At 55.8% G+C, this 12,083-nt stretch carries 12 protein-coding genes; 4 read left to right on the top strand and 8 right to left on the bottom strand.

Annotated elements, in window-relative coordinates; all coding sequences use genetic code 11:
* Positions 1 to 175: 175 nt before the first annotated feature.
* The 4 genes from NMC31_RS25275 to NMC31_RS25260 all read left to right on the top strand — a co-directional run bounded on the left by NMC31_RS25275 (position 176) and on the right by NMC31_RS25260 (position 4,775).
* Positions 176 to 706 (top strand): Csu type fimbrial protein, encoded by a 531-nt coding sequence (locus NMC31_RS25275; protein WP_149463915.1) that lies wholly within the window; start codon positions 176 to 178, stop codon positions 704 to 706.
* Positions 707 to 720: 14 nt separating this feature from the next.
* Positions 721 to 1,440 (top strand): fimbrial biogenesis chaperone, encoded by a 720-nt coding sequence (locus tag NMC31_RS25270; RefSeq protein WP_253899368.1) that lies wholly within the window; start codon positions 721 to 723, stop codon positions 1,438 to 1,440.
* A gap of 103 nt (positions 1,441 to 1,543) precedes the next feature.
* Complete coding sequence (locus tag NMC31_RS25265; protein WP_253899367.1) at positions 1,544 to 3,778, top strand: fimbria/pilus outer membrane usher protein; 2,235 nt, start codon at positions 1,544 to 1,546, stop codon at positions 3,776 to 3,778.
* A gap of 16 nt (positions 3,779 to 3,794) precedes the next feature.
* On the top strand, positions 3,795 to 4,775 hold the full coding sequence (locus NMC31_RS25260; RefSeq protein WP_253899366.1) for a Csu type fimbrial protein: 981 nt from the start codon (positions 3,795 to 3,797) through the stop codon (positions 4,773 to 4,775).
* Here NMC31_RS25260 and NMC31_RS25255 read toward each other — a convergent pair.
* From NMC31_RS25255 to NMC31_RS25220, 8 genes are all read right to left on the bottom strand, one after another.
* The gene (locus tag NMC31_RS25255) at positions 4,772 to 5,275 is read right to left on the bottom strand and encodes a protein disulfide oxidoreductase (RefSeq protein WP_253899365.1); all 504 of its coding nucleotides are present in this window, start codon (positions 5,273 to 5,275) and stop codon (positions 4,772 to 4,774) included. The two genes, NMC31_RS25260 and NMC31_RS25255, sit on opposite strands and share 4 nt — an antisense overlap.
* Complete coding sequence (locus NMC31_RS25250; RefSeq protein ID WP_253899364.1) at positions 5,265 to 5,861, bottom strand: DsbA family protein; 597 nt, start codon at positions 5,859 to 5,861, stop codon at positions 5,265 to 5,267. The genes NMC31_RS25255 and NMC31_RS25250 overlap by 11 nt, the downstream gene beginning before the upstream one ends.
* Positions 5,861 to 7,873 (bottom strand): protein-disulfide reductase DsbD family protein, encoded by a 2,013-nt coding sequence (locus tag NMC31_RS25245; RefSeq protein WP_253899363.1) that lies wholly within the window; start codon positions 7,871 to 7,873, stop codon positions 5,861 to 5,863. The genes NMC31_RS25250 and NMC31_RS25245 overlap by 1 nt, the downstream gene beginning before the upstream one ends.
* Before the next feature lie 49 nt (positions 7,874 to 7,922).
* On the bottom strand, positions 7,923 to 8,273 hold the full coding sequence (locus NMC31_RS25240) for a copper resistance protein (protein WP_253899369.1): 351 nt from the start codon (positions 8,271 to 8,273) through the stop codon (positions 7,923 to 7,925).
* 116 nt (positions 8,274 to 8,389) lie between these two features.
* A complete protein-coding gene (locus NMC31_RS25235; RefSeq protein ID WP_149463922.1) occupies positions 8,390 to 9,202 on the bottom strand; it encodes a MetQ/NlpA family ABC transporter substrate-binding protein in 813 nt (270 codons plus the stop codon).
* A 23-nt stretch (positions 9,203 to 9,225) separates the two neighbouring features.
* Positions 9,226 to 9,894: a methionine ABC transporter permease gene (locus NMC31_RS25230; RefSeq protein ID WP_108475053.1), complete on the bottom strand. Its 669-nt coding sequence runs from the start codon at positions 9,892 to 9,894 to the stop codon at positions 9,226 to 9,228.
* Positions 9,887 to 10,909, bottom strand: a complete 1,023-nt coding sequence (locus NMC31_RS25225; protein WP_253899362.1) for a methionine ABC transporter ATP-binding protein — start codon at positions 10,907 to 10,909, stop codon at positions 9,887 to 9,889. Before NMC31_RS25225 ends, NMC31_RS25230 begins: the two co-directional genes overlap by 8 nt.
* Positions 10,910 to 11,160: 251 nt before the next feature.
* The gene (locus tag NMC31_RS25220) at positions 11,161 to 11,925 is read right to left on the bottom strand and encodes a siderophore-interacting protein (protein ID WP_436651292.1); all 765 of its coding nucleotides are present in this window, start codon (positions 11,923 to 11,925) and stop codon (positions 11,161 to 11,163) included.
* Positions 11,926 to 12,083: the final 158 nt, after the last annotated feature.

The raw sequence follows: 12,083 nt of genomic DNA, 5'->3' as shown, positions 1-12,083 counted from the left end.
TATAAAATAACCACAAAGCCGGATGTATCTTTACGATTAAATCAATACGCATATTTTCTTATTTTAGATTGGCGCAAAACTTTTCCTTACCCTAAGGTTTACTTACGTCCAATTGAGAAAAAACCCCCTTCCATTTCTTTGAAAAGAAATAAGATAACCTGTAGAGGATAAGAATATGAAACCAACAACCCTGCTGCGCTTCATTCTTCCCTGCTTTGCATTTGCCGTAATTCCAACAGCCAATGCGGCGACGGCGACAGCCACCTTTCAGGTTCTTATTACTATTCTCAAGTCATGCAGCGTGACAGCCGGGGCATCCTCTAATATTAACCTTGGCTCAGTCAATGCCAGCGCCACCAATACCAGCGGGAACAGCACCATTGCGGTGAACTGCTCGAAAACAACGCCCTACTTTATCGGCCTGGCGCCCTCCACCGCCAACGGTGGCGGGACCAGCGGTGCCGGGGCAATGTCATCTGTCGCCAACGCCGCAACGAATACCGATAAAGTGCCGTACCAGCTCAACCAAACCTCTGCCACCGGCCCGGTGTGGGGGAATACCGCTACCACCACTACCGTGGGCAATGGCGTGGCAGGTACCGGTACTGGCGTTGCACAAACCTACACAGTCTACGCGACCGCCGCGAGCGCAAACTTCACCCCGGATAGCTACGCCGACACGGTAACCGTTAACGTTAACTATTGATTAAACGGAATTTTATGAGAATAAAAACCTTTTTAAGGCAGGCTGTTTGGCTGTGCCTGACAGGATTGATCGCCTCACAAAATCTCGCCCTGGCCAGCGGTTTGCAGGTTTCTCCTGTCTCGTTAACGCTTCAGGATAAAAATGCAGACGGCATCTGGCTGAGCAACGAAGGCAGCAATACGATTAACGCGCAGGTGCGTGTCTTTCACTGGAGCCAGCGCGATTTTCAGGACAACCTGACCGCCTCGCGCGATCTGGTCATCAGCCCACCGATGCTCACCCTGCAACCCGGGCAGCGCCAGTTGATTCGCGTCATTCGCCTGGGGAGCCCAACAAACAGCGTGGAGGAGTCTTATCGGTTATCGGTTAATGAATTACCGTCAGCCACGCCACAGTCCAATAAATTACAATTCGTTTTACATTATTCACTCCCGGTTTTTATTCAACCGAAAAACAGTGGAACGCCGGAGGCGAAATTAACGTGGGGTGTCAAACGTGTAGGAAATGATAATTTCCTTGAGGTCAGTAACAGCGGAAATAGTCATGCGCAACTCTCCGCCGTAACTTATATCAATCACCAGGGTGCCAGAAGGGAAATTACGCCGGGGCTGCTTGGCTATGTACTTCCTGGTTCAACTATGCGATGGATATTAGCGCCAAAGGCCGCAAATATTGCGCCTGGCGGAAAACTCGAAGTCATGATTAATGGCCAAAAAGCGGTGCAAAATCTGTAGAAGGCATTCCCGTCTGGCAAACGTCATTTTGCTTAGCGCAACATGTTTATCGGGAGCCGCGGTCGCGAACAGCACCCACACTGACCCATCGCGGGATATTCCGATGAATGATAACGCGCAGCATGAAGGTATCGACCTCTACCTTGATGTGACGGTTAACGGAAACCCTAAAGGGCTGGTGCATTTTCGCTTTCATAATGAAAAGCTTTACGCCAGCCCCGCTACACGCCGCCAGATTGGCCTCCCGGAGGGTGAGACGCGCGCGCTTAATGACATTCCACAACTCAAAGTCGATTATAACGTTCAGCAGCAAACGCTCACGCTCAACGCCCCGCTTAGTGCACTGGATCTCGGTACCACCGAGGTCGGAAGAGAGAACGTGGCGCAGCCACAAGCCAGCATTTCGCGCGGGCTCCTGCTTAACTACGATCTCTATGCCGCGCAGGATGATGAAACGCGCCTCAACACGTGGAGCGAACTGCGCGCCTTTAATGCCGCCGGAGTTTTCAGCTCGACCCAGTTAAGTCAGAACACCACCGAAAGCACGCCAGGTTATCAAAGCAACGGCTTCACGCGCCTCGATACCAATTGGCGTTCCTCTTTCCCGGAAAACATGCTGTATATCTCGTTGGGGGATACGCTCACCAGCGCCCTGTCATGGTCGCGTTCTACGCGTATTGCCGGCCTGCAAATCGGCACCGATTTCAGCCTGCAGCCCTATCAACCCACCACCCCGCTGCCTGCGTTTTTTGGTTCTGCCACGTTACCCTCCAGCGTCGAGCTATACGTGAACGGGGTGAGAAACTACAACGGCAACGTCCCTGCCGGGAATTTTGAGATTAACACCCTGCCCAATATCAACGGCGCGGGGAACGCCCAGGTAACGATGACCGATGCGCTGGGGCGCACAACCGTGCAAAATTTTTCGTTTTATAACGATCAGTCGTTGTTGCGAAAAGGCTTAACCGAGTGGTCCGCCGAGCTGGGCGTGGTACGGGAAAATTACGGTTACACCTCGTTTGACTACGCCAGCAAACCCGCGCTCAGCGCCACCTGGCGTCACGGTGTCAGTAACACGTTCACCACTGCAGCACACGGTGAAGCCAGTGACAGCCTGATAAACGGTGGCATCAGTAATGACTGGGTGCCTGGCCCGCGCAGCGGTACGATTTCAGTCGCCCTCGCCTTCAGCGGCGATGAAGGAAAAAGCGGCGCGCTGTACAGCCTCGGCTATCGCTGGTCGAACGATATTTTTAGCTTTAATACCTTAACCACCGCCACCAGCGGCGACTACCGCGACATCGCCACCGCCTACGGCCAGGCGCCGCCGGAGCTCAACAGCAATACCGTAGTAGGCTATAACGCCCAGTCACTCGGCAATTTCAGCGTTGGCTATTTGCAGTTTCGCTACCCCCATGACAGCAACCTGCGCTATGTGAATGCCAACTGGTCGAAAGCGTTGACGGAAAAAACCTGGCTTAACCTCGGGCTGAACCAGAATCTTGACGATCATCAGGACAGCAGCGTCTACCTGATGCTCACGGTGTCACTGGAGAACAACCGCACCGTCAGCGGAACCGTTCAGCGTACCAACAATGAGACGGGCTATATGATGAATGCCAGCCAGATGCTGCCGTCTGAAGGCGGCTGGGGCTGGAATATTGCCGCCAATCGACAGGCCTCTGAAACCAGCGGCCAGGGCGAAGTCGGCTATCAGGGACGATACGGGAAGGTCTATACCGGCTTTAACCGTGTTCCCGATGACCACTACGCCTACGCGGGCGCGACCGGTTCACTGGTGATGATGGGCGGTGGCTTGTTCGCCGCGCGTGAAATTAATAATGGCTTTGCGGTGGTATCCACACAAGGTGTGCCGGATGTGCCTGTGATGCTGGAAAATAACGTGGTAGGCACCAGCGACGACAACGGCTTGCTGCTGGTGACGCAGCTTAATAGCTATCAAAACAATCAGATAAGCATCGATACACTGAATCTTCCAGCCAACACGCGCGTCGACCGCGTTAACACCGCCGCCGTTCCCGCCGATCGTTCCGGCACGCTGGTCGAGTTTGGTATTACCACCACGCAGCCTGCGTTGATTGTCTTAGTGGATGCCCAGGGCCACGCGTTACAGGAAGGTAGTCAGGCCACGCTCAACCCAGGGCAAAAGAGTACTGATACGGTGATGATCGGTTTTGATGGGATGGCCTATTTCGACATGGTGTCGCCGCATAATACGCTGGAAGTCGCCCTACCGGGCGGCAAGTGCGCAGTGCAATTCGATTACCCGCGACAGGCCAAAGGCATCCCGCAAATTGGCCCATTGGTCTGTCGCTAACTACAGGAGTCGTGATGTGCGGTTAATTCATCTGGTATTACTGTTGGGATTATTGCTCTGCCCGCTGGCCAGCAAAGCGGTGGTGTGCTCAATGTCTGGCATGCAAAACATCAGCTTTGGTAACGTTAATCCGTTGAGCAGCGCGGATACCAATACCAGCATGACTTTCAACTACAGCTGTACTAAAGAGCTCGGCGATTTACTGGCCGGAGTGACCATCTGCTTTAACATTGGTGCGTCAGCAAACAGCGGGCAAGTGATACCGCGCAGAATGGCTTATGCGGGACCACCCGCCGGGACGCTCGATTATCAGCTTTATCAGGATGCGGGATACACCACGGTTTGGGGCAGTCAGTATCAAAGCGGGACCACTGTTCCGGCGATCCAGCTTAATTTGTTAAACCTGACGCCAGTGACGGGGAGCGTGACGGTGTATGCCAAAGTGCCTGCCAGGCAAACCGCCGTCGTACCGGGAAACTATCAGGATACCTATACGGCGGCGACCGCCAGCATGACCATCAACGTCGGCCTGCTGGCGCCACCGACGACCTGTGGAACCACGCAGGGGCCAACTTTTCCTTTTAACGTCCAGGCTACTGTAACCAAATTTTGCAACGTCACCACGGCGAGTAATATCAATTTTGGCGATACCGCCTTCACCGCTACCAACCTGAGCGCCAGCAACAGTATCGGCGTGGCCTGCACCAACAACACGCCCTATACCATCGGGTTGGTACCGTCCAACAACAGCACGATCGGTAGTGGGGTGATGAAAACCAATACCGGCAATGCCAGCAACAGCGATCAGGTGCCGTATCAGCTTCGCTCCGCCACCGGAACCAGCGGTGCGCCATGGGGGAACAGCACAGGCACCAATACAGTTGCCGGAACGGGGAACGGGCAAACCATTACCTACAATGCGTATGCCACAGTGCCGAGCGCGAATTACACGCCCGACACTTACGCCGATACGGTCACCATCAACGTGACCTACTAAAGCCCGCTCCACCACAGCCGGGCGCGCATACCCCAATAGCTGGTCCAGCCTGTGGTCATGCTCACCACCCGGCCCTGTGAGATTACGACCAGCGTAGGCGTCACGCTCACCTGCCAGCGCGCGGAAAGCTCGCCGCGCGGGTCGTTCACCACGGGCAGGGTCAGGTGCTTTTTCGCCATCCACTGCGCCAGTTGGTTGTCGTCTCCGGAGCGCAGGGCCACGCTCAGTACGTTCTGCCCCTCCTGCGAAAGCTGCGCCACCGCAGGCGTGGTGTAGCGGCATACGCCACACCAGGTCGCCCATACGTAGAGTAACAACGGCTTTTTCTGGCTCAGATCCACCAGCGAATGGGTTTCGCCGTCCAGGGTCTGTAAGGCTATCCCGGAAACATTCTCCGGGAGTTCAGGCTTACGCAGTTGATCCATCCCCCACATCAGCGCCATTGCCAGGAGCAGCAGGACAACCAGATCCTTCAGCCAGCGGCGTAATTTACTGCGCATTGGCTTTCGCCAGCTGTTCTTTCACCAGCGCCTCCAGATCGTCATAGGCGATGGCACCCGCCACCAGCTGATCGCCAACGATCGTTGCGGGCGTTCCCTGAATGCCCAGCACCTGCGACAGGATCAGATTCAGCTTCACGCTGTCCGTGCTTTGCGCATCCGCTTTGATATCCGCCGTCTGGGTTTTCTGCTGCGCATTCATAATAGAAGCGTCATCGTGCGTACCCTTTTTCGCCATTAACCGCTGATGCAGCGCCCAGAATTTTTCCGGCTGCTGACGCCAGGTGGTTAACGCCACGCGGGCGGAAGTCATCGAACTTTCGCCGCGAAACGGCAGCAGTTTGACGATCAGTTGCACCTGTGGGTAATCCTGCACAATTTTCTCCAGCATCGGGTCAAACTGTTTGCAGTAAGGGCAGTTGTAATCGGTAAAATTGACGATCACCAGCGCCGGTTTTTCCGCGCCTTTACGCGGGCTGGACGGATCATTGAAAATCATCTCAGTGAGCTGCGATTGGGTGTCCGATTCTTGTGCCTGACTAAAGGTGGCCATGCACAGCAGTAACATCAGAGTAAATACACGCATTAGTTTTTTCCTTTGGCGTTCGATAACGCATTCAACACCGCATCGCGGCTGAGCAGCGGCGGCAGAATCTCGCCCTGCGGCGTTCCTGGGCCATAAATTTGATTAAACGGGATAGCCGCGCTTTGGCGGCGCTGGAGGAACTGGCTGATGACGGCGGATGGGCGGCTCCAGTCACCACGCAGGGCGACAACATCCGGCGCAGTCAGCGCCTGCTGAACGTCATCGCGTAGCAGCACATTGTATTTATTGGCTTTACAGGTGACGCACCAGTCGGCGGTCACATCGACAAACACGCGCTTGCCGTCACCCAGCGCCGTCTGGATCGCCTGCTCGCTCAGCGGTTGCCAGTCAATTCGGTCGCGCATCGGGGAAGATGATTGCGGAAGCCAGAAAAGCGCCGCCGCGGTCATCAGCATCAGCCCTGCCGCGCCCAATGCCACACGCCCGCGATAGCGCCAGGCCAGTGCGGCGCACAGCAGCAGCGCCAGCACACCGCCAATTCCCCAGGTGACGGCGGCCCCAACATGCGCGTTCAGTAGCGTCAGCAGCCAGAGTGCAGAGCCCAGCATCATCACGCCCAGCACAACACGCACGACGTTCATCCAGCGGCCCGGCTTCGGCAGGCGCAGCGCCAGCCCCGGCCAGGCTGCAACCAGCAGCCACGGCAGGCTCATGCCAATCCCCATCGCAAGGAAAATGCCCCACAGTTTCGGCAGCGGCGCAACCAGCGCCACCGATACCGCCGTCCCAAGGAACGGTGCGGTGCAGGGCGTAGCCAGCAGCGTGGCAAATGCGCCCTGCCAGAAATGCCCCGCCAGCCCGTGACCGCCGCGCGTGGCGAGAAACGTCGTGGCATTTGAAGAGAGGCGAATTTCAAATAGCCCCAGCAGGCTGGCGCTGAACAGCACCATCACCAGCACCATCGCCGCAATAAACCACGGATTCTGGAACTGTATTCCCCAGCCCAGCGCCTGATTGCTCAGGCGGAGTACTGTCATCATCAACGCCAGCGCCAGAAATGACGCCACAATCCCCGCCACCGAGGCCAGAAACTGCCGCCGCACTACGCGGCGCTGCGTGCAATCGCCCTGCAATACCGAGCCAAGTTTCATCGCGAGAACCGGTAATACGCAGGGCATAATGTTAAGGATCAACCCACCGAGCAGCGCCATCGACAGCACCAGCCACAGCGACACGCTTTCTGACGACAGCCCACTCGCCTGGCCAATTACCCGCGTACTCTCCTGCGCGAGGCCCTTATCCACCAGCACCAGCGACAGCGTTTTGCCCTTTAAATCCGGCGCGCTATCGCCCCATTCGTCCGTCACCGGCACGGTCGCGGTGAGCGTATCGCCGTTCATCTGGACACTGGGTTTGGCAAAACTCACGCCATCCAGCGTATCAAGAAACAGCGCGGGCGATTGCCATCCGCCCTCACGCGTGGCGGTAACGATCATTTTTCCCGGGGCGTAATCCGCCTGCAATGTGGTGGTAAGCCCATCTTCGCGTGGCAGGGTGCCCATCGCGCGGGTGAAGTCGTAATCGATGTTTTTATCCGCCGGGTCGCGCAGGTCGAGCGAGAACGGATAGTCCGTCAGAATACAGACATTGCTACAGGTAGAGAGCGTCAGCACACCGCTCAGCGTCGACGTTTTGACATCATGCAGCGTGATGGGGAAGCTAACGTTATCGTGATAGCCCTGCGTCGTAATGCCCGCGACATCAAAACGTTGCGGCACCGGCCAGCGCCAGGTCACCGTCGGCGCATTATCCCAGACGATAGTGGGCGCAATCCCACCCTCGCCCGGCGAGCGCCAGTAGGTTTTCCAGCCCTTCTCCAGTTGAACATCCAGAAGCAGGCGCGTATCGCCGCCCGGAAGAGTTTGCGTGCGCAGCCGCACGCTGGCGTGATTGTTATCGGCGGCGCGCAGCCAGCCGCTGTCCGCCGCCCAGCTTGCGGGCAGCCACAGACAAACCAGGCAGAGCAGAAGCTGCCTGAAAAAAGTAAGCATCGGTTTTCTCCGTAAGTAATTAATTAACCTGAATAACGCAGGCTAAAACTCACTCACGGAAGACGCACAATCGTAGATGTACCCGCAATCGGGGCGGAGAGATAACGCGAGGAGGCCAGACGCGCGTGAAGAAGACGGGCAACGCCGCCAGAACCGCCAGCAGCAGTGCAACGGCAAACAGCGCGCCTTCAAACAGCACCGGCGGCGACGCCAGCAGCGATTTCGCGCTCAGCTCGCAAGGCGTGACGGGCGCATCGACATCCGATGAGACGGTCTGGCTTACGGAGGCAACGTTCATCGTCAGGGCGTGCAGGCTCGCCATGCGCTGCGCGGTGCAAACCAGCACCACCAGACATGCAAGGGCTACCAGTAAAATCGCCTTTCGCTGCCGATGAATCATCATTACCTCGTATAAATACGGGCTTAATCTTAACGGGCGAAAATGGTTTGGCAATCTTATTGCTGTAAAGAAGTGTTGGAGAGAGAGAAACGCCCGGCGTTAACCGGGCGGAAGGATCAGTTATTCACCGGAATAACCGCACCTTTGTATTTGGTGCGGATCCACTCCTGAATCTCTTTCGAGTGCAATACGTTCACCAGCGCCACAATATCTTTTTTCTTCTCGTCGCCGCGATGCACGGTAATGATATTCGCATACGGGTTATTTTCACCGCTCTCGACCGCAATCGGATCATGCACCGGGTCGAGGCCCGCATCAATCGCGTAGTTGGCGTTGATCACCACCGCCGCACCTTCGTCGTTGTTGTACATCTGCGGCAGCAGAGACGCTTCGACGTTCGGCAGGAATTGCAGCTTTTTCGGGTTCTCCACGATGTCGCCGATACGCGCGGTCACTTTATCAATCCCCGGCTTCAGCTTAATCACGCCCTCTTTTTCGAAGATGGTCAGAATACGTCCCTCTTCGGAAACCGCGTCACGCATGATGATTTTGCCGCCTTCCGGCAGGTCTTTCAGCGTCTTGTATTTTTTGGAGTAAATACCAATCGGCTCGATGTGGATCGCCCCGGCACTCACGAAATCATAATCTTTATCGCCCGCATGATCTTTCAGCACGCTGTTCAGATACGGGATGTGCTGGAAGTAGTTGGCGTCAATGTCGCGACCTGCCAGCGCGGTGTTCGGCAGGATGTAGTCCTGGAACGGTTTAATCTCCAGGTCGATACCCTGCTTCGCCAGAATCGGTTTCGCCTGCTCCAGAATTTCCGCGTGCGGCGTGTTGGACGCCCCCACGGTCAGGGTATCAGCCCAGGAAGCAAAGCTCAGGGCGCTCAGAGTGGCGGCGGCGATAAGCGTAAGTGTCTTTTTCATGATGATGGTTCCTGTGTGTGTTATTAGCGTTTATCTAACAGAGAAGTCAGTACGTCGCCGCAGAACTGGATGATGAAAACGATGATGAGAATAGTCACCGTCGCGACCAGCGTGACGTCATTGTGGTTGCGCTGGAATCCTTCCAGATAAGCCAGATTCCCTAAGCCACCTGCGCCGATCACCCCCGCCATTGCGCTGTAACTCACCAGCGCAATCAGCGTGACGGTAATACCGGAAACCAGCGCCGGGGAAGATTCGGGCAGCAGGACGCGAAAAATCAGCGTCGACAGGCGTGCGCCCATAGAACGGGTTGCCTCAATCACCCCTTTGTCGACTTCACGCAGGGCAATCTCGACCAGTCGCGCATAAAACGGAGCCGCGCCAACAATCAGAGCGGGCAGCGCCGCGTTCGCGCCGAGAATGGTGCCGACGATCGTTTTGGTAAACGGGATCAGCAACACAATCAAAATAATGAACGGAATGGAACGGAAGACGTTCACCACCACCGAAATCACGCTGTACAGCGGGCGGTTATAAAAGAGCCCGCCTTTGGCGGTCAGAAACAGCGCCAGCCCGAGCGCGATGCCGAGGACAAACGTCGCCACGCCGGAAAGCGCGGTCATGTAGAGCGTCTCCTGGGTGGCGGCCCACAGGGCATCCCATTTCAGATGCGGTAAGAATTGCTCAGCCATGTTTCACTACCTCGCTGTCGATGCCGGTTTCCTGCAAATCTGCGAGGATGCTTTTCAGTTGTTCCGGGTTCGCCACCACGTGCAGCCAGAGCTGACCAAACGCGCCGTGCGTAGTCTGCGTCATTTTGCCGTGCAGAATGTTGAACGGCAGGCCATAGCGCAGCGTCAGTTCACCGACGACCGGGCGATGGGTCGTCTGCCCGGTAAAGGTCAGCTTGATAATGCTGCCGGTCAGGCCGTCGGTGAGATCGGGGTTAAACGCCTCCTCTTCGACGTACTGGCTTACCTGGCGCACGAACTGCTGGGTAATCGGTTTTTGCGGATGGGTAAAGACCTCCAGCACATCGCCCTCTTCCACCACTTTGCCGTCTTCCATCACCGCCACGCGGTCGCAGATTTTGCGCACCACGTGCATTTCATGGGTGATGAGCACAATGGTTAAACGGAAGCGGCGGTTGATATCCAGCAGCAGGTCGAGAATTTGATCGGTTGTTTGCGGGTCGAGCGCCGAGGTGGCTTCATCGCACAGCAGCACGTCCGGGTTGTTGGCCAGCGCGCGGGCGATACCCACACGTTGCTTCTGCCCGCCGCTTAACTGTGAAGGATAGGCATTTTCACGCCCCTTCAGGCCCACCAGCTCAACCAGTTCCGCCACGCGAGCGCGAATTTTGGCTTTCGGTACCCCGGCAATTTGCATTGAAAAGGCGATGTTTTCGCTGACCGTGCGCGACCAGAGCAGGTTAAAGTGCTGAAATACCATGCTGATTTTGAGGCGTGCCTGGCGCAATGTTTCGCCTTTCGCGGCGGAGATATCCTGCCCGTTAATGACAACACTGCCCGTGGTGGGTTTTTCCAACCCGTTAAGCAGGCGAATCAGCGTGCTTTTTCCCGCGCCGCTGTAGCCGATAATGCCGTAAATCTGCCCCTGCTCAATGCTCAGGTTGACGTTATCGACCGCCGTAATCGTCCCTTTTCCAGGGTTAAAAATCTTTGAAATATTCCTGAGTACTATCATTCGTCTGCCAAATAGCGGTTTAGAAGTATGGACGTCCAGACGATATCGGGAATGAGTGATAGATAGCAAACAACAAAAAGGAATGTGTTATTACGAGAGGTTATAAGCGGGTCGCCGCGCCGGGTGAGGCAATACGTTTTTTTTCGGCAAAGCATAGTCGGAATTTGGCAAATGCGATGTCACCCGACACACCGCGTTTTCAGCTTTTGTCGGTCGGGTAAGCGCAGCGCCACCCGACAAAACCAACGCACTTACTTCTTATGCCAGTACGCCTGAGTCCGCACCAGTTGTTGATCAATCGCGTCATTTTCAAAACGCCTCACCAGCGATTTCGCCACCGCGCCTTCTCCGGTCACCCAGATAAAATAATCCTCCGCAGGCACAGAGAGCGTCGCCAGCTTATCGGCCACGGCTTGTTCGTGATGACCCACCACCCACTCAATATCAAACTCGCTGAACTCCGCCAGATAGTCCTGATACGCCTCATCCGCGATCGTCACAATGGCCTTAACCTGCGGGCACGACGGCAGCTGGCGCAGGCTTTCCAGGCGGCGGCGCAACGCAGGCATACCCGATTCATCGCAGATATAAAGCTGCCAGGCGTAATCCTCCGGCACCACCAGCGAACCACGCGGCCCACCAATCGTTAGCGTATCCCCCACGCTGGCACTCATCGCCCATGAACTTGCCACGCCGCCATCATGAATAAAGAAGTCATAGGCCAGCTCGTGACGCTCGGCGTTATAGAGCGGCGTGTAGTCCCGCGACTGCGGGCGTACACCATCAGGCCAGACAATCCCCTCGTCGGTCATGGTCGGCGGGGCGATACGTTCGCCGGCCTGAGGGAAAAACAGTTTGGTGTGATCGTCAAAGCCGCGTGAGGAGAAGCCTTCCAGCGCCTCACCGCCCAGCACAATGCGCTGAAAAGCGGCGCCGATGCGCTCAACGCGTAACACGGTTAATTCGCGAAAACGCAGTTCATTACGCACACGCTGTGGGTATTTTTTTTCTGTCATAGTGATGTTATCCGTCGCCATCGTGAAAAAATAGATATATCTAAACTTGATGCAAATGATAATGATTGGCAATTAGACAGAAAGCAAGCTTTTTTTAAGATATACTTTATCTATCGCACAAAAAATCGTGGCAATAAAATTAATTTGTTATATTTCAT

Source organism: Pseudocitrobacter vendiensis (assembly GCF_943590815.1).
GTDB classification, from domain to species: Bacteria; Pseudomonadota; Gammaproteobacteria; order Enterobacterales; family Enterobacteriaceae; genus Pseudocitrobacter; species Pseudocitrobacter vendiensis.
This window is presented reverse-complemented; position numbering and strand designations above follow the sequence as displayed.